Below are 20,439 nucleotides of genomic sequence, written 5' to 3'. Positions count from 1 at the left end.
CTCTGCTACTGTTTGCTTCAGCTCGCCTTATACCTACCCACAGGCGACACTTTCCCAAAGTATATATGGACCGCCGACACCTGCATCGACTAACTCTTTGTGATATTTACCACAGCCACCTAATTGCGTCTTTGGTATTTGATGGTCCGCATCTACTTTTGTTTTTGCGACGATGCGGTCTAAAATATCAAAAACGGAGTCGGTAATTTCAATATGTCCACCGGCCGGACCGAGGTATTTTTGACCCGTTAAGACACCGTCTTTGATTTCTTCAAAATAGGCCGCCCCTACTGTTAAGCTACCACCTTTTGGATCTTCCATTCCACCGAACGGGTGCACCGCCAAAAAGCCATCTTGCACCATACTGATCAATTCACCTAGCGATTTATCACCGGGGGTGAAATAGGTATTGGTTTGGCGTGACATCAACGGACGACGCCAACTCTCGCGCTTGCCATTGGCTGTTCGAGCCACCTCTAACTCATTAGCTGAAGTTAGATCTGTCATCGGCGTCGATAAATAGCCTTTATCTAAAATGGCTTGTGGACGAGCTAACTGGCCTTCATGGTCAAAGTAATAGCTGCCATTTGAACCCGCGGCCATTCCATCCATTTGATATAAGGCGGGATTATTCATAATGGTGGCTTGGTCATTTCCCACTCGAACGCCTTCTTCTCGCAATCGAGTAGCAATACTACGGCCTTTCATCCACGTATCGCCTTCTTGGGTGTGACCAAAGGCTTCGTGAGCGATCACTCCCGATATACCCGGACCCGTAATTACTTGATAGCGGCCGGCGGGTAACTTGGGAGCTTGAGATAACTCCAAAGGTGTAATCGCCAGTTCATGTAACTTATCTTCATCGAACTGGATCAGTTCAAAAGTGCCCATACCACCATCGGATATCCTCGCCATTTGACCACTGGCGGTCATACCCATCGCATTCAACATAGATACAGGTAATACCTGTGACAGTGTTTTTTCTCGATCGACAAAAATGTGTGTCGTGGTTTTAAAACGCAACATCACCATGGCGTCGGCTAAGGGTTTATAAACACTTTCTTCTTCGACGGCACGAGTTGATAAGCTGAGTATTTTTTGCCGAAATGTAGTGGCCATTTCAACAAGGGAATCGAGATTAATGTCTTCAAACCGCTGGCGACACTGAGGCGCAAAATGCACCGGCGTAGTCGCGTCTAGGTTTTCGGGTAGTTGTTGCTGAATGTCCTGAGGTAAACCATGGGCGATTTCTTGCGACCATGTTGTTGGCTCATATTCTTCTGAACGAGTTTGCACGGCTAAAGCATCAATTTGTGCTCTCAACTGTTGCGCCGATCGAAGAATAGTTTCTGGATTAATAGTATTAGTGGCCTTTTCAATATGAACGCCGCCAACATAAGCTCTGAGCACAATGCCGCTATCGCCATCAACCGAGGTGCTTATGTTTCGTCTGGCTTCAACCATTTTAGTTTGTTTATGCTCATACCAGGCAAATGCATATACGCCAGGTTGTGGCGACCCTTCGATCAATGCAACGGCTTTTTGTAGGCTTTCGATTAACTGGCTTGCTTGCTCTGGCAAGGCTGGCCGATATGCGGCCACGGTTGCTATGCTGTTCATACTGCCTCCTGTTCGGATTCACCCGCAATACTGATGCCTTTCCACATTAACATATGCTCTGGCCCTAAATAACCTCCCGCGGGTTCGAAATACCCCCCTGCGGTGTTACGTCGAGTGAGGTCACGGCTGAACTTAAACCCTGCCAAAGACTCACGTATATTGCCCGAAACTATGCCACCTTTTAACGTTTTTACGGGCTTGCCCTGTTGATACAACCGCCCTAGCTTTATTTCGCTGCTCCACGTTAAAGAAGTCGGATTAACCAATAAGGAAGAGAAGTCCAATACCTCTATAACTTCCTCCTTACTCTCCAAGAGCGACTCACGAGTGGCTGAACCCGCAGGCACAACTAGGTTGCCATATATTCCATTCGGTTCTTTTCCCAGTATATGGGCAAAGCGGGTATTGAGTAGTTGATGCTTTACTTCGTTATTAACAATGACATCCGCTTTCTGAGCAACTAAGCCTTCTTCAGTATAAGCCGTAGATTTGGCCATCTGCGCTAAGGTAGGGTCGATGGTTATCGTCAACGTATCAGACTGTTCATCACGATCGGAAATCGTTAATTGATCGTTCGGCTTTAAGTGAGGACCTTGAGCATACTCGGCCTCTCCACTCAATTGGGTGGCGATTGCGCTAACAAATTTACTGATGGCGTAGCTGTCTACTAGTATTGTCGCACTGGTACGGGCGGGCGGCATCAACGCCCCGGTCGTTAATTGGGTTTCTTCAGCAACGGCGTCTAGTCGCTCTTCTAGGTTAGCATCTCCCACGCCCACAAAGTGCCAATACTTTAAAACTTCTTGAAGGTTTGGACCCGGCACTCGTTCCATGGCCACTTCAAAATAAACATCGGTGGTGGTTTTTTGCGCTTCGATACCTGTCGAGGTTTTTAAGCCATGATAGTGAACGTTAGAATAAAGCTCAGCACTGTTGACCTGAACATTAGTCAAGCTTGCAACGTGCGCTTCAATTCGCTTCACCATAGACTGGTGAGATTCGACAATGTTAGCACTGATTTCCGGACAAGAAGACTCTACATTGGGGTATTCTTGGTCTGGTTTTTCGGCCAATGGGTAGGCTGCGTTCATCGCTAAACGAGCATTCGCCAGAATTTGCAAAAGCTGTGACTCAACCGCATCGGCCGGTTGAATCGTTGCCGTGGACGCACCCGTTTTTGCCCCCTCTTCTCCGGTGACATAAAGCGTAACTTTGTAGCTGGTATCGTCAACATCACGGGATTGGTAAACCCGCATTTCATTACGCTTTTTTGCCATCATTAGGCTTTGAACCGATTGTGTGGCTTTAGCGTTAATAGCCCAACCCATTAAGTCTTTATGCTGATCTGTTAACCGCTCTATTTGTCGTTCTATTTGGTTGTAGTTTGAATCTTCCGACCAATTCATAACAGCTCTCCAATTGAATAAATCCAGACTAACACAGTGCTCGAAAAGCAAAAACTCCTAGCCAAATGATTTTCTGTTACGTCGCTGTTCATTCCGTACTACAATGGAGCATTCAAATTCTTGTTTTAGATTTAGGTTGTTCATGGCGCAAATAGGTAAATACAATACTCTTCCGGTGGTAAGCAAAGCTGATTTTGGCGTTTATTTAGATGCGGGTCCGCTAGACACCGTGTTATTGCCAAAGCGACAAGTACCCGAAGGCTGCGAAGTGGGCGATGAAATTAGCGTTTTTATCTATCACGATTCTGAAGATCGACTCATTGCAACAACCGCTAAAGCAAAAGCCCAAGTCAATGAATGCGCCTGCTTAGAAGTTAAGGATGTCACCAAATTTGGGGCATTTTTAGACTGGGGCTTAGATAAAGACTTACTGGTACCGAGCAACCAAATGCGTAAACCCATGGAAGTAGGTGAACGCCATGTGGTGTATTTGTACTTAGATGATTTTACTGATCGAGTTGCCGCTACGGCAAAACTCAGTAACTTCTTGCGTGAAGAAACCACCAATTATCAAAAGAACGATCGCGTCAGTTTAATGGTCGTTAATCGCACAAACATCGGCTACAAGGTCATTATTGATCAACTTTATTTGGGTGTAATCTTTAATGATGATGTTTTAAAGCCACTCAAACCTGGCCAAAAGTTAATGGGTTACATTAAGAATGTGCGCAGTGATAATAAACTCGATGTGCAAATGCAACTGCAAGGCCATGAAGCACGTGTTGATATTGGCGATCGTATTTTACAGCGCTTAGCAGAGCATGATGGTTGCTTATTACTGTCCGATAAAAGCTCGCCCGATGATATTTATGCCCACTTTCAAGTCAGCAAAGGCAATTTCAAAAAAGCCATTGGCCGCTTATATAAACAGAAGCAAATCATCATAGAGCCAGACCGAATTTTACTGCCGTAAATACGCATATGGGCTCACTGGTGAGCCCTATTTGCGGTAGGTACTAAAAAGAGTGATGGCGCTTACGCACATATTTCGGTTTGGTGTGTGATTTAAATCGCTCCGACATCATCGCCGCTCGCTCTCGAGCCGTTAAATGTCGAAAATGGTACCGTAAGTAAATAATGTAAGCTGCCGTTGATAACAACAAGGCAACTGGCAATACAACGATAAAATGATCTGCCACGGCAAGTGCGATGATAGACCCAACTACATAGGCAATAGGTAACACCTCATAGACTGGCTTAGGTAACATAATTGAACTCCTTCTCTGTTTACACCTATCAAAGTAGTCGATTAACGCCCTGGTAGCGGTCTAATTGAGTGTATTTTTGTAACCTCGGTAATTTACATATGAACACTTGGGCTATTGAACCTGTGCTGCTAAAATCGCCCGCCCACCGTTAAAGACATCCAAATTCATGGCAAACCGCTTAAACCCGCGTCAAAAAGAATCCGTAGACTACATCAGTGGTCCATTATTGGTGTTGGCCGGTGCTGGCTCGGGTAAAACGTCGGTTATTACCACTAAAATCGCCTATTTGATTGAAGAATGCGGCTATTTGGGCCGAAATATCGCTGCAGTGACATTCACCAATAAAGCCGCACGCGAAATGAAAGCCCGCGTGATGAAGCTGGTCAGCGGTAAAAAGGCTCACGGTCTAATTGTGTCTACTTTTCACAACCTTGGTTTAAATATTTTACGTAAAGAAGCCGAGCACCTTGGCTTAAAAAGCTCCTTTACGCTTTTTGATGACCACGATTCAAAAGCCCTAATTAAAGATATTGTCTTGCGAACGGCACCAAATGCGGTTGATGAAGTAGATTATTTTCGAAACACCATCAGCCTCTGGAAAAACGATTTAATAGAAGCGAATGAATTGGTCGGCAAAGTAGACGATGCCCGCGAAGTGTTGGCTATCTCTGTGTATGAAGAATATAACCGCATGCTGACGGCCTATAACGCTGTTGATTTTGACGATTTAATTCGTTTGCCCACGCTATTATTTTTAAACCACCCAGAAGTATTGGGTAAATGGCAACGCCGAATTCGATATTTGTTAGTGGATGAGTATCAAGACACCAATATCTCTCAGTACTTGTTAGTCAAGCTCATTGTTGGCGACCAGCCTCGTTTCACCGTAGTTGGCGATGACGACCAATCTATTTACAGTTGGCGTGGTGCTCGCCCTGAAAACCTAGTCAAACTGCAAGATGACTTCCCCAATTTAAAGCTGGTAAAGCTGGAGCAAAATTATCGTTCAACAGGGCTTATCTTAAAGGCCGCTAACACGGTAATCGACAACAACCCACACGTATTTAAGAAGACTTTATGGAGCGAGATGGGCTTTGGCGACCCAATTCGTATTGTTCGCTGCCCTTCTGATGAGGCCGAAGCTGAACGAGTGGCCAATGAGATTCTCCATAAACGCTTAGTCACTAAAGGCAGTTACAGTGACTTTGCCGTACTCTATCGCGGCAACCATCAAGCTCGCATTATGGAACTAAAGCTTCAACAAAATCGCATTCCTTATAAAATAAATGGTGGTACTTCATTTTTTGCTAAGGCAGAAATTAAAGACGTCATGAGCTATCTGCGCCTTCTGATTAACCCTGATGATGACGCCGCTTTTTTGCGCATCATCAATACGCCGCGACGGGAGATCGGTGCAGCTACGTTAGAAAAGCTAAACGATTACGCTACGGTGCGAGGCGTAAGCTTAGCTGCGGCTTCTGAAGAACTTGGCCTGCGCCAACATTTAACACCGAAAGCGGGTGAACGTTTAGAGCGTTTCTCAAGTTGGTTAAGTCGCACCATCAAAAAACTGCACACCGATGAAAACCCAGTCATGGTGATCCGTGAACTGATTACAGACATCAATTACGAGGCATGGTTGCGTCAAGACAGTCAAACGGATCGCCAAGCTGAAAAACGCTTAGCCAATGTCCATATATTGATAGACGGCTTACAATCCATGTTAGAACGCGGCAATGATGAGGATGACTCAGACCTTGCCATCGAAGAAGCCATCGGCAAGTTAGTGTTGCGAGATTTAATGGATCGCCAAGAAGAAGATGAAGTTGAAGACGCGGTTCAGTTAATGACCCTTCACGCCTCTAAAGGGCTGGAGTTCCCTTATGTCTATATTCTCGGTTTAGAAGAGGAGCTGCTGCCACACAGAAACTCGATAGAAAGCGATGACATTGAAGAAGAGCGTCGACTCATGTACGTCGGCATTACTCGAGCCAAGAAAAACTTAACCCTAACCTTTGCGGCAAAGCGCAAACAATTTGGCGAGCTGGTTGATTGCACTCCCAGCCGATTTTTAGACGAGCTTCCTGAAGAGGACGTAACTTGGGTGGGTGGCAAAGAAGAAGGCGGCCAAACGGCTAATAAGGAGCAAAACGCTCAAACCTTATCCGATTTAAGAGCACTACTTAACAACTAAGACACACATGAGTAACGCCCTACAACTAAAGCCGTTTAAAATCAGACCATTTGTTGACAAAACAGTGGTTTATAAGCTTTAGTAAATAGACCTCCATTAAAGTGCCTACTTCTGATAAAAGATGAGTTTTAACTATTCAAATTGGATGCGTTCAAGCGCCAATTTAGCCACGATCAGCGTACTACTCTTAGGCACCTTATTAGCTTTTGGGGGCATGCTTTGGGATTTTAAACGCACTCACACTGAATATGCGGCCGAAATTTTTAAAGAGATCGCGGCAACAGCCATTGAAATAGAAATTACCTTAAACAATTTGAACTCGAATGGTTTTAATGATTGCTCGCCTAAAACTTTATTAGCCATGCGCCAGGCCTTATTCGTTGCTGCCTCAATCAAAGATATAGGCTACTTAAAGAATTTCGAATTAGTATGTACTACAGGTATTGGTGTACTTGATAATCCTTATCCTTCCTCGTTACCAAGCTTTGTCACTGAGAAGGGGTTCGAGATTTGGGTTGATCAACCCTTAGTAATGTTCGATAAAAAATACAATGCACTTATTGCTAAGAAGGGTGACTTTAACGCGGTTTATGATTTAGCCGTTCTTGCAGCCATTGCACCTAAAGACTTTCGTTGGCAGCTAATTTATCATGGTAATAATCGGCCCAATCATTTGGCCGGTGAAGAGGGACTTTATCAAAATAAACATGGTTTGAAAGGTTTTGACTTTTCTTTAATCACCCAGTATTCAGAGCACTGTATACCGCAATCTTCTAACTATTGCGTTGCTTTAACATCGAATTATCAGACTTTTTTCTCCATTTATTCTAAGTTAATGCTGATCAGTTTTTTTCTAATACTGATTGTTTCGTTTCGCGTTCATACCTTCGTATTATTGGCGTATAAAAAGTTTTATTCGACTCGCGCCATTGTTACTCGAGCCATACGAAAAGATCAATTTTTTAGCCTTTATCAACCTATTGTCGATTTAAATTCGGGCGAGATTATTGGGTGCGAGGCATTGGCGCGCTTTAAAGATAGACGTATGGCGATTTACCCCGATCAATTCATACCCGTAGTACGAGAATTAGAACTTTCTTGGCTCTTTACTGAACAAATCATCAAAAAAGCGCTTCTAGATTTAGGGGCGCAATCTGAGCTACCAGCCAACTTCAAAATCAATTTTAATTTGTTTCCAAGTGACATATCGTCCGGGCGAATTCAAAAAGTGATAGACATTCACGAAGTTAAAAACTCTCGATTTAATATTGAATTTGAAATAACTGAAGATGAGAAGCTTGAAGAATCAGAAGCCATCAGCCAGCTTGCTTGGTTAAAGGACCAAGGCTTTACCATTGCAGTAGACGATTTTGGCACCGGCTATTCCAGCCTCAATCAAGTTAAAAGCATGCACTGTAATGTTTTAAAAATTGATCGTAGTTTTGTGATGGATATGGAGGAAGGCAGTATTAAATCCTCCTTAATTCCTCACATCATAAAAATTGCCAATGATCTTAATTTGAAAGTTGTTGCAGAAGGCATCGAAAACGTGATGCAAGAAAATGAACTGCGAGAGCTCGGCGTAGAATTTGGTCAAGGTTGGGGCTTTGGTAAGCCTATGACGGCTAAAGACTTAGCAGAACTCTGTAAAACTAAACACAACGTTAATGATTAAAAGAAAATTATCTTTGGTTATTATTAACTAACCGTTAGTTTCTTTTGATAGAACAGTCGATCAACCCCTTCCAGCGGGAAATCTTTAAAGCAACCTACCTGTTTAAATCCATTTTTTTCATAAAACTTGGGTGCCTGAAAAGTATAGGTGTCTACACACAGGTTAGCGACACCTAGCTTAACGGCTTCTTGCTCCAGTTGTTTTATCAGCCTTTCCCCGATACCGCAGCCTCGTAGCGACTCCGAAAGCCATAAGTATTTAATAAAGATCGAAGTAAAGGTAATTTCACCCGACAAACCGCCCACGACTTTACCTTCATCATTTCGAACAAATAGGCCAAAGCTGTCGGTTTTCCTATTGGGAAAAATGGGGGCATTGAACGAACGAAGTCCATCGAGCAATAGTTCAATATCATCTTCAGCCGGTGATAGCGAAAACTCTATATTCATAATATTCCATTTTAGTGGTGTACTATAAAAACGAAGGGTGCCCTATGGCACCCTCTTACTTACTATTATTTTCTATTTATTGTCAGGCAGCATTTCTAAATCGGTCATCTTTAACCAACCTTGGAAATCCGCTACGTTTGCTGGCAACACAACACGTGTTTTTGCATCGCCTAAGGTCCCCACTTTTGAGAACAGTTTCTCAGCTAATTGCAAACGGATTGATTCCTCACCACCTTCTTCATTAATGGCTTTACCAATTTTTTGAATGGATTCAGCGGTTGCCTTAGCAATGGTTAATATCTCTTGCGCTTTACCTTCGGCTTCATTAATAAGTTGCTGCTTATCACCTTCTGAAACATTAATGGTTTCGGTCATCACACCTTCAGAAATGTTAATGCGCGCTTGTTTATCCCCTAAGCTCTTCGCCAAAATGGCTCGGCGATTACGCTCCGCGGTAACCTGGCGCTCCATCGCTTCGTTGACACTGATTGGTGGCAAAATATTCTTAATCTCGAAACGGTGTACGCGAATACCCCAAGATTGCCCAGCGCTGTTTAGTACTTCCACAACTTTCGAGCTGACTAAATCACGTTCTTCAAAAGTACGTTCTAAATCTAAGGTACCAATAACAGAACGTGTTGTGGTTCTGGCCAGTTGCACGGCAGCATCGTGGTAATCGACAATACCGTAGGAAGCCTTACTTGGGTCTTCTACCGACATATAAATTACACCATCGACCTGCAAGTTAATTTCATCTTTCGAAAAACAATACTGCGGCGGCACATCTATGGTCATTTCTTTTAAATTAACTTTATCTACAACCTTGTCGATAAAAGGAATTATTGCATGAAAACCAGGCTCTAGCGTTCGTAAGTACTTACCAAATCGCTCAACGATGTAGGCATTTTTTGTCGGTACAAAAAAGAGCGATCGCAATAATTGTAATATTAGAATCAAGAATGCAATTGACCAAACACCGACGTTAAAAATATCACTGATTGAATTTATGTCCATGATAATTCTCCTTAGCTCTTAAACTGTTTAGTTACTTGGTCAACACCTTCAAAGATGCCTTTCACTCGCGCCATTTCACTAGGCAATACCGAAATATCAGCCCCTTCTAAAATGGTGCCAAGTTCACCAACAAATTGTTCAACTAAACGCATTTTTATGGCTTTATTTCCACCAGGCATGTTAATGGCTTCAGCGACCATCGCAATACCAGTGGCCTGGGCTTCAGCCAATAATGAAATTTCTTGCGCACGACCTTCGGCAATGTTGATACGACGTTGGCGCTCACCCACCGAGTGGTTAATTGCTTCTTGGCGCTCACCTTCAGACATATTAATCTTGGCTTCTTTTTCGGCCGTGGCTAAGGTGATATCCGCTCGACGATCTCGCTCAGCAACCATTTGCTTTTCAAGTGTTGAAACAACATGATCAGAAGGGCTGATGTTGGCAACTTCATAGCGGTAGACTTTAATCCCCCAGCTTTGAGAAGCTTTATCAATCTCTCTTACAATGGTTTCGTTCAACGTTTCACGTTCTGCAAAGATTTCACCCAGCGACAACTTACCCACTTCTGATCTCATGGTTGTTTGAGCCAAGTTGATGGCAGCGTTTCGGTAATCGCCAATACCATAACTGGCCAACTGTGGGTCCATGACTTTTAAGTACACTAAACCATCAATTTCAACTTGAATATTGTCTTTGGTAATACAGTGCTGAGCGGGTATGTCGTACACCTGCTCACGTATCTCATGCCGATACGCTACGTTATCAATGAACGGGATCATAAAGTGAAGCCCCGGCTGAAAAACCGTTCGAAACTTCCCTAATCGCTCGATCACAAATGATTCCCGCATGGGCACCACCACCAGTAAAACTTTTAGTACAACAAAGGTGGCTAGCACCAATAATGTTATTAACGTCATCTTAATTTCCTTCTATTGATTTAACGATCCAGCAATTACCGTCTTGACCAGCGATAACGGCCTGTTCTCCTACTACAAAATCAGTTTCGGCTTGCGCTTCCCAACTGGTCTCTAAATATTTAATTCTTCCTCGCTTATAAGGACTGATGTCTTCGGTGACTTCTACAATTCGGCCAATAGCATCCTGTAACTCGTCAGTATTTTGAACAACTGAATTATCAGGAAATAGTTTTAGCAAGGCCGATCGAAGGAAGAGAATGAATACAAATGACGCAATGAAAAATGTCATCATGATATTCACAAAGCCTTCTATGTGACCAAAGTGTATCAATACACCTGTAAGCATGGCCGCAGCACCAATAAAACCAAAAACAGCACCAGGCACTAAAAATTCAATGACGATAAGAACAGCGCCAATAATGACCCAAATCAGAGGTAAGGTTTCCATAATCTCTCCTTAAATTTCATCTTGGTAGGCTTGTGCTACCTTATCTTCAATAAACCGCCAAGCACTGACCGGCAGCTGAATATGCTGAGCTACCTGCTGAATATAATCGAGTGTTTTAAAGTGCGGTTGACCATCGATTCTAGACACGAGATGTAGAGTCCAAATAAGAAAATGCTTATAGGCATCACGTGGCAAACTTTTCGACATAGATTTACCAAAAAATAGTTTTCGGAACGCCCGACTGATACTTTGTTTTTCGCTGTCGGTCAGCTCAATCTTTGCTTGAGCTAAAATGGTGTCACGCAAACTCAGCTCTGAGTTTTTTATTTCCCCATCACTGCTGATCACAGAGTTTATGTAACGATAAAGATCTAAAACGAAGTATTGCTTTTGAACGTCTGTCAGCTTTGCCAACAGCAAATCCATTATGGGCTGCGCACCCATTTCACCCACGCCTATCTCTGCAACTATGACCGGGTCTTGTGCTATGTACTCCGTTAAAGGGTGAAACGCGCCACTCAACACACCAAGAGACTCCAGCGGCGCTACGTTGTTTGGCGCGGTTTCGGTATCTTTCATTTCGCTGGCACCGCGCACCAACTCACCAATATCGATGTGATAAAGCGCCGAGAGTTGAACGGCTAAAACAAAAGGCAGTTTTTGGCGATTCTTTTCTATGTCGTACAACGTATTTGTGCGTAACGCCAACTGTTGCTCAACCTGCTTTTGCGATAACCCGGCTTTTTTTCGAAAGCGTACTAAGTTATTCAATACGGTTTGCTCTAGTTCTTCCATACTGGCTCCTTCGCTGATAACACCCAAGATACGCTCAATAATCGTTCTATAAAACTATTTTTTCTCAAACTACCTGATTTTGTTACTTTCGTCACAACGATAATCTAAATATTTTGCACTTAACTTTAGAGGTTTCTACATCAGAAACTTCTAATACATATTACTTTTCAAGCTAAAAAGCCTTTCCGATATAAGTAATCAATTTAACGCGCTAGTCGATTCTTTGATAGGGTAGTGTGAGTTTTTAGTTATTAGCATATAACTTTTAAATATAACAAAAACAACATTATGCTGGAGGTTGCATGCCCGGTTTTAAACGAGCAGAAGAAAACCGCCTTTTGTCTCGACTCATAAAAGATGGTGATCAGCTTAAAGGGTTGGATAGAAGGTTATTTTTAAAACAAGCGATTGGAACTCTAGGCGGTGCATCAGTTGCGGCTCTTTCCCCTATGGCTTTGGGTAATGCCAATTTGCCTCCGAATGTGCCCAGTTGGACGTCTAGCTTAGGTGAAGGGGTTGTTTCAAACCCGTATGGCATGCCATCTAAATACGAAGCCGATACGATTCGTCGAACCGTGCCTTGGCTCACCGCAGACCCTATTTCATCGATCAGTTTTTCACCCTTACATAAGCTTAAAGGCATTATTACGCCAAATGGGTTAGTGTTTGAGCGCTACCATGCCGGTGTACCCACCATTAATCCCGATGAACACCGACTGATCATTCATGGTTTGGTTGAGCGCCCGCTTATTTTCACGATGGATCAACTGCGACGCTTTCCCAGTGTTTCAGAAATTAAATTTTTGGAGTGCCCTGCCAATGGTGGAATGGAATGGCGCGGCCCGCAAATGGAAGGCTTGCAGTTTACTCATGGAATGGTGTCTTGCTGTGAATGGACCGGCGTCAAACTCTCAACTTTGCTGGAAGAAGTAGGAGTAAAGCCTGAAGGAAAGTGGGTTTTAGCCGAAGGTGCCGATGGCGCTGCAATGTCTCGAAGCATTCCTATGGAAAAAGCCCTTGATGATACCCTCATTGTTTACGCCCAAAACGGCGAAGCCTTAAGACCTGAACAAGGCTACCCGATTCGACTGCTAAACCCTGGTTGGGAAGGCAACACCAGCATTAAATGGTTAAGGCGCTTAGAGATCGGCGATAAACCCTGGTACCACAGAGAAGAAACCTCAAAATACACAGACTTAATGCCCGACGGTCGCAGTCGCGAATTCACTTGGGTTCAAGAGTGTAACTCAGTCGTAACCTCTCCCTGCCCGGAAAACCCGTGGATGGAAAAAGGCTGGCATGAAATTGAAGGTTTTGCTTGGTCAGGTCACGGAAAAATTAAAGCCGTAGACGTGTCTCTTGATGGCGGTGCAACCTGGCAAAACGCGCCATTGAAAGGCTTAGTTTTATCTAAAGCACTGACGCGATTCTCATTTATGTTTAAGTGGGACGGCCAGCCATTGTTAATACAATCTCGTGCCATGGATGAAACCGGTTATGTACAGCCCACTTTGAAACAACTGCGCGCTGAACGCGGCGGCAATTCTATTTACCACAAAAACTCGATTCACACTTGGCAAGTTAAAGAAGATGGGAGCGTATTTAATGTTCAACTCTCATAACACAGCAAAAAAACTCGTCACTACAGCACTTTGCACGGTCGTAATTAGCAGCGGGCTGGCGTTTGCCGAAGTTTATAGCATTGGGTCCACGCCAACAGATGCCGAAATCAAAGGCTGGGATATTGATATTCGACCAGATGGGTTAGGTTTACCTCCGGGCCAAGGCAGCGTTGAAGAAGGTGAGTTTTTATACGATGAAAAATGCGCCAGTTGCCATGGGGTGTTTGGCGAAGGTGAAAAACGATGGCCCAAATTGGCTGGCGGCCAAGGCACACTCACCAATGATCGTCCAGATAAAACAGTGGGCAGCTATTGGCCTTACGCATCTACCTTGTGGGATTACATTCACAGAGCCATGCCGTTTACAGCGCCACAATCGCTTAGCGATGACGAAGTTTATGCCATAACGGCCTATGTACTGTATTTAAACGAGCTGGTTGAAGACGACTTCGTTTTAACGCAACAAAACCTAGCCGACATAACCATGCCCAATGTCGACAGTTTCTATCGCGATGACCGACCCGATGTGAACAATGAGCGCTGCATGAGCAATTGCAAAGATGTCAGCACAATTACAGTCGTACACAGTTTACGAGGCGTAACGCCTACGGATCACTTTAAAGAAGATGGCAACGACGGCGTAGCTTACGCTGAAGAAGAAGTTGCCGTAAAAGAATCAAGCGAACTTTCAGCCCAAGCTCTGGCTGGTCTAGAAACTTATCAGCTTGCTTGTCGCGCTTGCCACGACTCTGGCATTGCTGGCGCGCCGAAATTAGGCGATGTCGAGCAGTGGACACTTCGCTCTACCAAAGGTTTCGATACGTTAGTCAATAATGCGTTATTTGGGTTTAAAGGTGAGCAAGGTGTGATGCCGGCTAAAGGAGGGCAAACGCAGTTGTCAGATCAAGCGGTTACCGATGCCGTGCACTATATGGTCGAAAGCAGCGAGTAATACGTCGCTTTCAAAATAACAACAATAAGAGAAGGTGGAGATGATGAAAATAAAGATCGCGGGTTCTACCCTGCTGTGCCTGTTTTTATCGATGCCCAGCTGGGCAGGACCAGAAGAGGTCGAAAAAGGTAAAGACGTGGTGTATACGCGCACTAAGGGCAATTGTATTTCGTGCCACATGATGCCCGGAGGAAATTTACCCGGCAACTATGGGCCACCGTTGCTCCAGATGAAAGCGCGCTATCCGAATCCAGATGATTTATATCAGCAAATTTACGATGCGCGTACTAAAAATGCGCAAACCATTATGCCTCCTTTTGGAGCACACAAAATGCTAACCGAAGAAGAAATTCATTGGTTAGTTGAATACCTATATACGCTATAGAAGAGGTTTACTATGCAAAATTCACGACGCCAATTTTTAGGGCGCTTAGCCAAAGCAACTGGGCTGCTCGTTGCCGTTATTAATTTCCCTAGAGTGGTTTGGGCCAGTTGGAATGCCAGTGCATTTTCAGCTGAAGATATTAATCTGGCCATTTCCGAAACCTATGGCGACATGCCCATCAGTGATTCTGACGCAATCGCATTAAAGGCGCCCAGTATTGCTGAAAACGGAGCTGTAGTGCCCATTTCTGTTAAAACAAACCTACCTGTCGAAAGCATCAGCATTTACGTTGAGAAAAATCCATCGCCATTAGCCTGTAAATTTAACATTCAATCACGCATGGCCGCTGATGTCTCGGCGCGAATTCGTATGGGCGAAACTTCAAAGATCATCGTTCTGGCGCAAGCAGACGGTCAACTGTACCGCACCACTCAAGAAGTGAAAGTAACCATTGGCGGTTGCGGCGGTTAACAACGAATTAGGGGAAGATCATGAAAGTAAAAGCAAGCGTTAGAGACGGCATGGTGTTGGTAAAAATGCTGATGAAACATCCAATGGAAACCGGTCGCCGTAAAGATAAGAACGGTGAACTCATTCCTGGGCATTACATAACGGAAGTGAAAGCTACGCACAACGATGACATCGTTTTTCATGGCGAACTTGGACCGGCCGTTTCAAAAGACCCGTACTTGTCGTTCTCGTTCAGTGGTGCAAATTCTGGAGATATGTTCACTGTATCTTGGGTTGATAATAAAGGTGAATCTGAATCTTCAGAGTTTGCTATTCGCTAAAATAAATGGAGAGAGGTTATGTTAAAAACAAAAACTCAACTAACCCTCAGTTTGATAACCGCTGTCAGTTTGGCTGTATCTTGCATGCCAAATGCAAAAAAAAGCGACGCTGATTATCAAGCCTTGGTGGATCAAGATATTGCAACGTTTCAAAGTTTTTTTAAGAAGCGATTTCCAGATGTAGCGCTTGAAGACTATAAAGACGGTGTTTATGCCATTGATGAAAACGCACGATTTCAGTGGCTCGATTTAGAAGAATTTCCGCCCTATGAGTTTGAAATAGAGGAAGGACAAATTCTGTATGAAACTCCGTTTGCAAATGGCAAATCTTTTGCTGATTGCTTCGGTGACGGACGCGTTCGCGACCAGTATCCGCACTTTGATGAAAAACGCGAAATGGTGGTGACTTTAGAGTTGGCAATCAATGAGTGTCTCGAAAGCAACGGAGAGAAACCTTACAGCTATAAGAAAGGCAACATAGCGAATGTTTCAGCCTACATTGCCTATCAAAGCCGTGGGCAAAAAGTTGCGATAGACGTAAATTCGGCCGGTGCCTATGACGCTTACATGGAAGGAAAGGAATTTTTCTACAGTAAACGTGGGCAATTTAATATCAGCTGCGCCGATTGCCATATGAGAGCAACAGGGTACAACCTACGTGCCGATATTCCATCACCCGCTATTGGTCAAGTGACTCATTTCCCAGTACACCGCTCCAAGTGGGGACAACTAGGAACACTCCATCGCCGCTATGCTGGTTGCAATGAGAACATACGCGCGAAAGCGTTTGCCCCTCAATCACCGGAATATCGCAATTTGGAATATTTCCAAACAGTGATGTCCAATAGCCTGGAATTTAATGGTCCTGGTTCACGAAAATAGGAGAAGGTCATGCATTTATTAAAATACATTGCACTGGTTAGTTTTATCTTGATGGCCTCTTTGACTTTTTCCGAAAATTCGATGAGCGCACAAGAGATGATTATAGAAGCGGAACAAGCGAATGCTTTGGCCGCGGAAGTCGGTTTTGAATGGCGCGATACAGCAAAAATGATCGCACAAGCTAAGACAGCCTTAGCCGATGGTAAAGAAGCTGAAGCGTTCGATTTGGCACAATCGGCTTATGAACAAGCTGTATTAGCCAAGCAGCAAGGTGATTATATGAAAGAAAATTGGCAGGCCTATATTCCTAGGTAACGGCCTGACGACAACGAACAGGAGCACCGCAAGGTGCTCTTATATTTTAACAATAACAATGGGTTCCTTCACTTATGCAACTTTCACGCAGAGAATTTTCACGACTTCTAGGTTTAGCTGGTGCTGCGGGTATCTTGCCTGGCTGTATCAGTCTTGGAAAACAAAACGAAGATTTATATCAGGTCGCTAATGTCGGCGATGTTCGATTGTTACACATCACCGACACTCACGCGCAACTGATGCCTGTGTACTTTCGAGAACCCACTGTGAACCTAGGATTTGGCGATGCTTTTGGCCGCCCACCACACTTGGTCAATGATGCACTGTTAAATTATTTCGGTATTCAACCAGACACCCCTTATGCGCACGCTTACACGGCACTCAATTTTACCGACGCGGCACAACTTTACGGTCGTGTCGGTGGATTTGCGCATTTAAAAACGCTGGTCGATTTAATGCGCGGTGAGTTTGGTCCCGATAAAACAATGCTTCTCGATGGCGGAGATACTTGGCAAGGATCAGGTACCGCGCTTTGGACGCGCGGGCGAGACATGGTAGATGCGTGTAACTTACTTGGCGTCGACATTATGACCGGCCACTGGGAATTTACTTACCACAGTGAAGAAGTGCGAGCCAACATTGAAGCGTTCAATGGTGAATTTGTAGCCCAGAATATAAAAGTAAAAGAAGATGCGTTGTTCGACGGAGCGGAAGCATTCGATGAATTCACGGGCCATGCCTTTAAACCCTACGTGGTTAAAACGCTTAATGGTCGAAGAGTTGCGGTAGTCGGGCAAGCGTTCCCCTATACCCCAATTGCAAACCCACAACGCTTTATTCCCGACTGGACTTTTGGCATTAACCCACAAGATTTACAAGAACTCGTCGACAGCATTAGAGAGACCGAATCGGTCGATGCCGTCGTATTGTTATCTCATAACGGCATGGACGTTGATCTAAAATTAGCGGCCGATGTTTCAGGGATTGATGCCATTCTTGGCGGACACACCCACGACGGAGTTCCTCAGCCTATAGAAGTTACGAACGCTAAGGGTAAAACGCTGGTTACAAATGCTGGCTCTAACGGCAAATTCTTGGGCGTACTCGATTTAAAATTTGGTCAAAACGGCATAGAGAGTTATCAGTACCGACTGCTGCCAGTATTTTCTGATCGATTAAGAGCCGACCCTGAAATGGATCAATTAATTACCAACATTCGAGCGCCTTATCTCGATACGTTGACCGAACCGCTAGCTACGGCCAGCAGTCTACTTTACAGACGTGGTAATTTTAATGGCACGTTCGATCAAGTCATTTGTGATGCTCTGCGCTCAGTGAACGATTCGCAAATTTCATTGTCGCCTGGTTTTAGATGGGGCACCACCATTTTACCGGGGCAATCTATCACCATGGAAAATGTCCTTGATCAAACCTGCATTACTTATCCAGAAACCTACACGCGTGAAATGTCTGGCGCAGACTTAAAGCTCATTTTAGAAGATGTGGCGGATAACCTGTTCAACAGCGATCCTTATTATCAACAAGGGGGCGATATGGTTCGGGTTGGCGGTTTAGATTATCGCATTGATCCCAAAGCGGGCTTTGGTAAACGAATCGACTCAATGCAACTCGATAATGGCCAATCAATAGATCTGAATAAAAACTATAAGGTCTCTGGCTGGGCTACCGTTGGTTCACAATCTGAAGGTGAACCTATTTGGGACACCGTAGCAACTTATTTAAGAGACCAAAAGCAAGTCAATTTAGAAAAAGTAAACAGTCCTGCACTTAAAAATGTAGGCAGCAACCCAGGGCTTGCGTAATAGGAGTAGAGCAATGTTAAAAGTTTTCACCACTCTCTTAATTTCATTTTGCGCTAGCTTTGCTGTAGCGAAACCTGTGCAGCTAAACTATCAGGGGCTCAGCATTAATGCCGACTATATTAACCACGGCACCGATAAACCTATATTCGTCATGCTGCATGGCACTTGGATGCATCAGACGAACGATCTGCCCGTTTATCTTCAAGAGCTTATTGATTACGAAGGCTATAGCAGTCTAAATATTAGCTTAAGTTTGGGAGTAGATGATCGACAACAATTTGTTGATTGCGAAACCACGCCCACCATTACGGATACACACGAGCAGGCTGTTGACGAATTAAAAATTTGGTTTGATTGGTTATCGGAGCAAGGACACGAGCGCTTTATATTACTCGGTCATTCTCGTGGCGGAGCGCAATCGAGTCTTTTTTATACTACCTTTCGCTACCCCGGCTTAGAGCGGTTGATTTTACTAGCGCCGGCTACGTACAACCAAGAAAACGTTGCTAAGAGCTATGAAAATAGATACTCCACTAGTTTGTACGACCAGTTAGCCTACTTTAAGCAACTCGAAGATCAAGAGTCGCCCTTAACTGAGACTTCAATTTTGTACTGCATTTTTGCCAAAGTCAGCGCAAAGTCCTTTTTATCATACTACTCACCTTCTCAAGAAAAACACACGCCGTTTTTACTGAAATCGATAGATATTCCAACCACCGTCTTTTTAGGGTCAGAGGATAATCTTTCTCATGAATTTAATAAATACCACTCTGAATTCGATCAAAACAGCCATGTCATTATAAAGTGGATTGAAGGAGCCGATCACTTTTTCCGAGATTTTTACGCGGATGAAATCATCGAGGAGGTCTTGAATGACCTCAATAACTAAGCACTTTTGCCTCTTATTATTTGGTTTCTTAATCAGTGTTGCGGCTTTTTCTGAGCCCTTGAATTTTGCGCCCGTCGATTTGCCAAAGGCTGCGCTACACATTGTTGACCAACAAAAGCCTTTGATTTTATACGTCGCCCACTCTACCTGCCCGTTTTGCAAACAGCTCGATAAAGAAATAATGCCGGCCGTACTAAACAGCAAGGCGTACACAGACACCGTCATCGTGCAGAAACTGGTTTGGGACAGCTTCGCTCCTGTAAATTGGATTGATAACTTACCCACGCCCCCCGATGACATCGTGACGATGTATAAAGTAAGAGCAACCCCTACGTTGTTGTTTTTGAATGAAAAAGGCGAAGAAATTGCAAAGCGAATTGAAGGTTATCGTGGGGCTGATTTTTATTGGGTTTATTTAGATAAAAGTATTGAGCAAGCCCGCCAACAATTACAAGGAACCTAATGTCGTGAGAATTATTATTCTTTTAGCGTTGCTGCTTCCTTTTGCTAGCCAAGCCAGTAATTACAAAGAAATAGACGCCAGCTGGGTATTTAGCACGGAAAATAACTTTGAATCCGCCTTAGAAAACTTAGTATTTGCAATTGAATCTAGAGGCCTAGTTATTTCATATACGGCACATGCCAGTGAAATGCTGAATCGAACCGCAAGTGCCGTGGGCACAGAAAATCAAGTATATGGCGACGCTCAAATACTGTTGTTTTGTAAATCAGACTTATCGCATGCCATGGTTGCCGATAACCCTCATCACCTTCCATTGTGCCCCTACTCCATTAGTATCTACACAATATTTCAACAACCTGAACTTACCTACCTTTCGATTCGCAAACCAGACCCTGCCGCACCCTTCAGCAGTGAAATTGCCAAGCTATTAATTTCGATCATTGAAGAAGCTCAAGACGGGTTCTAACCGTCTTGTTTGGAAAGTGTGTTTTGGCCTATGGTTCGTTCAATATTTAATGTAATATCGAA

General features: G+C 44.0%; 23 protein-coding genes. 14 read left to right on the top strand and 9 right to left on the bottom strand.

The window, feature by feature from the left end:
* Positions 1 to 33 precede the first annotated feature (33 nt).
* The 3 genes from QWZ13_RS02620 to QWZ13_RS02610 all read right to left on the bottom strand — a co-directional run bounded on the left by QWZ13_RS02620 (position 34) and on the right by QWZ13_RS02610 (position 3,026).
* Entirely contained in the window at positions 34 to 891 is an 858-nt protein-coding gene (locus QWZ13_RS02620) for a TldD/PmbA family protein (RefSeq protein WP_290283251.1), read from the bottom strand.
* A 589-nt stretch (positions 892 to 1,480) separates the two neighbouring features.
* Complete coding sequence (locus QWZ13_RS02615) at positions 1,481 to 1,642, bottom strand: hypothetical protein (protein ID WP_290280410.1); 162 nt, start codon at positions 1,640 to 1,642, stop codon at positions 1,481 to 1,483.
* A complete protein-coding gene (locus QWZ13_RS02610; RefSeq protein ID WP_290280409.1) occupies positions 1,617 to 3,026 on the bottom strand; it encodes a metallopeptidase TldD-related protein in 1,410 nt (469 codons plus the stop codon). Before QWZ13_RS02610 ends, QWZ13_RS02615 begins: the two co-directional genes overlap by 26 nt.
* A gap of 142 nt (positions 3,027 to 3,168) precedes the next feature.
* Between QWZ13_RS02610 and QWZ13_RS02605 the strand changes: the two genes are divergently transcribed.
* Positions 3,169 to 3,999 carry a CvfB family protein gene (locus QWZ13_RS02605; RefSeq protein WP_290280408.1) on the top strand — a complete coding sequence of 277 codons (831 nt, stop codon included), beginning with the start codon at positions 3,169 to 3,171 and terminating at the stop codon, positions 3,997 to 3,999.
* Positions 4,000 to 4,042: 43 nt separating this feature from the next.
* Here QWZ13_RS02605 and QWZ13_RS02600 read toward each other — a convergent pair whose 3' ends face one another.
* Positions 4,043 to 4,294 (bottom strand): hypothetical protein, encoded by a 252-nt coding sequence (locus QWZ13_RS02600; protein ID WP_216000980.1) that lies wholly within the window; start codon positions 4,292 to 4,294, stop codon positions 4,043 to 4,045.
* 166 nt (positions 4,295 to 4,460) lie between these two features.
* Between QWZ13_RS02600 and rep the strand changes: the two genes are divergently transcribed.
* Positions 4,461 to 6,488 carry a DNA helicase Rep gene (rep, locus tag QWZ13_RS02595; RefSeq protein ID WP_290280407.1) on the top strand — a complete coding sequence of 676 codons (2,028 nt, stop codon included), beginning with the start codon at positions 4,461 to 4,463 and terminating at the stop codon, positions 6,486 to 6,488.
* Positions 6,489 to 6,609: 121 nt separating this feature from the next.
* The gene (locus QWZ13_RS02590; RefSeq protein WP_290280406.1) at positions 6,610 to 8,163 is read left to right on the top strand and encodes an EAL domain-containing protein; all 1,554 of its coding nucleotides are present in this window, start codon (positions 6,610 to 6,612) and stop codon (positions 8,161 to 8,163) included.
* 23 nt (positions 8,164 to 8,186) lie between these two features.
* Here the strand turns inward: QWZ13_RS02590 and QWZ13_RS02585 are convergent, their stop codons facing one another.
* The 5 genes from QWZ13_RS02585 to QWZ13_RS02565 form a co-directional block, all read right to left on the bottom strand.
* On the bottom strand, positions 8,187 to 8,612 hold the full coding sequence (locus QWZ13_RS02585) for a GNAT family N-acetyltransferase (protein ID WP_290280405.1): 426 nt from the start codon (positions 8,610 to 8,612) through the stop codon (positions 8,187 to 8,189).
* Between the two features lie 72 nt (positions 8,613 to 8,684).
* A complete protein-coding gene (locus QWZ13_RS02580) occupies positions 8,685 to 9,626 on the bottom strand; it encodes an SPFH domain-containing protein (protein WP_290280404.1) in 942 nt (313 codons plus the stop codon).
* Positions 9,627 to 9,637: 11 nt separating this feature from the next.
* The gene (locus QWZ13_RS02575; protein ID WP_290280403.1) at positions 9,638 to 10,546 is read right to left on the bottom strand and encodes an SPFH domain-containing protein; all 909 of its coding nucleotides are present in this window, start codon (positions 10,544 to 10,546) and stop codon (positions 9,638 to 9,640) included.
* A 1-nt stretch (position 10,547) separates the two neighbouring features.
* Positions 10,548 to 10,994 carry an NfeD family protein gene (locus tag QWZ13_RS02570; RefSeq protein ID WP_290280402.1) on the bottom strand — a complete coding sequence of 149 codons (447 nt, stop codon included), beginning with the start codon at positions 10,992 to 10,994 and terminating at the stop codon, positions 10,548 to 10,550.
* A gap of 9 nt (positions 10,995 to 11,003) precedes the next feature.
* Positions 11,004 to 11,816 carry a helix-turn-helix domain-containing protein gene (locus tag QWZ13_RS02565; RefSeq protein ID WP_290280401.1) on the bottom strand — a complete coding sequence of 271 codons (813 nt, stop codon included), beginning with the start codon at positions 11,814 to 11,816 and terminating at the stop codon, positions 11,004 to 11,006.
* A 275-nt stretch (positions 11,817 to 12,091) separates the two neighbouring features.
* On the opposite strand from QWZ13_RS02565, the gene soxC reads away from it, so the two are divergent.
* The 11 genes from soxC (at position 12,092) to QWZ13_RS02510 (ending at position 20,377) form a co-directional block, all read left to right on the top strand.
* A complete protein-coding gene (gene soxC / locus QWZ13_RS02560) occupies positions 12,092 to 13,411 on the top strand; it encodes a sulfite dehydrogenase (protein ID WP_290280400.1) in 1,320 nt (439 codons plus the stop codon).
* Positions 13,395 to 14,363 (top strand): c-type cytochrome, encoded by a 969-nt coding sequence (locus tag QWZ13_RS02555; RefSeq protein WP_290280399.1) that lies wholly within the window; start codon positions 13,395 to 13,397, stop codon positions 14,361 to 14,363. The genes soxC and QWZ13_RS02555 overlap by 17 nt, the downstream gene beginning before the upstream one ends.
* Positions 14,364 to 14,403: 40 nt before the next feature.
* Positions 14,404 to 14,748: a sulfur oxidation c-type cytochrome SoxX gene (gene soxX / locus QWZ13_RS02550; RefSeq protein WP_290280398.1), complete on the top strand. Its 345-nt coding sequence runs from the start codon at positions 14,404 to 14,406 to the stop codon at positions 14,746 to 14,748.
* A 12-nt stretch (positions 14,749 to 14,760) separates the two neighbouring features.
* The gene (gene soxY, locus QWZ13_RS02545; protein ID WP_290280397.1) at positions 14,761 to 15,219 is read left to right on the top strand and encodes a thiosulfate oxidation carrier protein SoxY; all 459 of its coding nucleotides are present in this window, start codon (positions 14,761 to 14,763) and stop codon (positions 15,217 to 15,219) included.
* Between the two features lie 20 nt (positions 15,220 to 15,239).
* Complete coding sequence (soxZ, locus tag QWZ13_RS02540) at positions 15,240 to 15,539, top strand: thiosulfate oxidation carrier complex protein SoxZ (RefSeq protein WP_216000968.1); 300 nt, start codon at positions 15,240 to 15,242, stop codon at positions 15,537 to 15,539.
* A gap of 18 nt (positions 15,540 to 15,557) precedes the next feature.
* A complete protein-coding gene (gene soxA, locus QWZ13_RS02535) occupies positions 15,558 to 16,421 on the top strand; it encodes a sulfur oxidation c-type cytochrome SoxA (protein WP_290280396.1) in 864 nt (287 codons plus the stop codon).
* 9 nt (positions 16,422 to 16,430) lie between these two features.
* Positions 16,431 to 16,736 (top strand): SoxAX-binding protein, encoded by a 306-nt coding sequence (locus tag QWZ13_RS02530; protein WP_290280395.1) that lies wholly within the window; start codon positions 16,431 to 16,433, stop codon positions 16,734 to 16,736.
* Between the two features lie 74 nt (positions 16,737 to 16,810).
* Complete coding sequence (soxB, locus tag QWZ13_RS02525) at positions 16,811 to 18,559, top strand: thiosulfohydrolase SoxB (protein ID WP_290280394.1); 1,749 nt, start codon at positions 16,811 to 16,813, stop codon at positions 18,557 to 18,559.
* A gap of 13 nt (positions 18,560 to 18,572) precedes the next feature.
* Positions 18,573 to 19,448 carry an alpha/beta hydrolase gene (locus tag QWZ13_RS02520; protein ID WP_290280393.1) on the top strand — a complete coding sequence of 292 codons (876 nt, stop codon included), beginning with the start codon at positions 18,573 to 18,575 and terminating at the stop codon, positions 19,446 to 19,448.
* A complete protein-coding gene (locus QWZ13_RS02515) occupies positions 19,432 to 19,911 on the top strand; it encodes a thioredoxin family protein (RefSeq protein ID WP_290280392.1) in 480 nt (159 codons plus the stop codon). The genes QWZ13_RS02520 and QWZ13_RS02515 overlap by 17 nt, the downstream gene beginning before the upstream one ends.
* A complete protein-coding gene (locus QWZ13_RS02510) occupies positions 19,877 to 20,377 on the top strand; it encodes a DUF302 domain-containing protein (RefSeq protein ID WP_290280391.1) in 501 nt (166 codons plus the stop codon). The genes QWZ13_RS02515 and QWZ13_RS02510 overlap by 35 nt, the downstream gene beginning before the upstream one ends.
* Positions 20,378 to 20,439 lie beyond the last annotated feature (62 nt).

Source organism: Reinekea marina (assembly GCF_030409715.1).
Classification (GTDB): domain Bacteria; phylum Pseudomonadota; class Gammaproteobacteria; order Pseudomonadales; family Natronospirillaceae; genus Reinekea; species Reinekea marina.
The sequence above is the reverse complement of the archived record's forward strand: the minus strand, read 5'-3'. Positions and strand labels throughout refer to the sequence as shown.

Excerpts from the sequence above, each read along its gene's own strand:
- soxZ (WP_216000968.1), top strand. The coding sequence starts at position 15,240 with ATGAAAGTAAAAGCAAGCGTTAGAGACGGCATGGTGTTGGTAAAAATG.
- soxY (WP_290280397.1), top strand. The coding sequence starts at position 14,761 with ATGCAAAATTCACGACGCCAATTTTTAGGGCGCTTAGCCAAAGCAACT.
- QWZ13_RS02605 (WP_290280408.1), top strand. The coding sequence starts at position 3,169 with ATGGCGCAAATAGGTAAATACAATACTCTTCCGGTGGTAAGCAAAGCT.
- QWZ13_RS02520 (WP_290280393.1), top strand. The coding sequence starts at position 18,573 with ATGTTAAAAGTTTTCACCACTCTCTTAATTTCATTTTGCGCTAGCTTT.
- soxC (WP_290280400.1), top strand. The coding sequence starts at position 12,092 with ATGCCCGGTTTTAAACGAGCAGAAGAAAACCGCCTTTTGTCTCGACTC.
- QWZ13_RS02585 (WP_290280405.1), bottom strand. The coding sequence starts at position 8,612 with ATGAATATAGAGTTTTCGCTATCACCGGCTGAAGATGATATTGAACTA.
- QWZ13_RS02620 (WP_290283251.1), bottom strand. The coding sequence starts at position 891 with ATGGGCACTTTTGAACTGATCCAGTTCGATGAAGATAAGTTACATGAA.
- QWZ13_RS02610 (WP_290280409.1), bottom strand. The coding sequence starts at position 3,026 with ATGAATTGGTCGGAAGATTCAAACTACAACCAAATAGAACGACAAATA.
- rep (WP_290280407.1), top strand. The coding sequence starts at position 4,461 with ATGGCAAACCGCTTAAACCCGCGTCAAAAAGAATCCGTAGACTACATC.
- soxX (WP_290280398.1), top strand. The coding sequence starts at position 14,404 with ATGATGAAAATAAAGATCGCGGGTTCTACCCTGCTGTGCCTGTTTTTA.
- QWZ13_RS02570 (WP_290280402.1), bottom strand. The coding sequence starts at position 10,994 with ATGGAAACCTTACCTCTGATTTGGGTCATTATTGGCGCTGTTCTTATC.
- QWZ13_RS02580 (WP_290280404.1), bottom strand. The coding sequence starts at position 9,626 with ATGGACATAAATTCAATCAGTGATATTTTTAACGTCGGTGTTTGGTCA.
- soxA (WP_290280396.1), top strand. The coding sequence starts at position 15,558 with ATGTTAAAAACAAAAACTCAACTAACCCTCAGTTTGATAACCGCTGTC.
- QWZ13_RS02575 (WP_290280403.1), bottom strand. The coding sequence starts at position 10,546 with ATGACGTTAATAACATTATTGGTGCTAGCCACCTTTGTTGTACTAAAA.
- QWZ13_RS02600 (WP_216000980.1), bottom strand. The coding sequence starts at position 4,294 with ATGTTACCTAAGCCAGTCTATGAGGTGTTACCTATTGCCTATGTAGTT.
- QWZ13_RS02555 (WP_290280399.1), top strand. The coding sequence starts at position 13,395 with ATGTTCAACTCTCATAACACAGCAAAAAAACTCGTCACTACAGCACTT.
- soxB (WP_290280394.1), top strand. The coding sequence starts at position 16,811 with ATGCAACTTTCACGCAGAGAATTTTCACGACTTCTAGGTTTAGCTGGT.
- QWZ13_RS02530 (WP_290280395.1), top strand. The coding sequence starts at position 16,431 with ATGCATTTATTAAAATACATTGCACTGGTTAGTTTTATCTTGATGGCC.
- QWZ13_RS02515 (WP_290280392.1), top strand. The coding sequence starts at position 19,432 with ATGACCTCAATAACTAAGCACTTTTGCCTCTTATTATTTGGTTTCTTA.
- QWZ13_RS02590 (WP_290280406.1), top strand. The coding sequence starts at position 6,610 with ATGAGTTTTAACTATTCAAATTGGATGCGTTCAAGCGCCAATTTAGCC.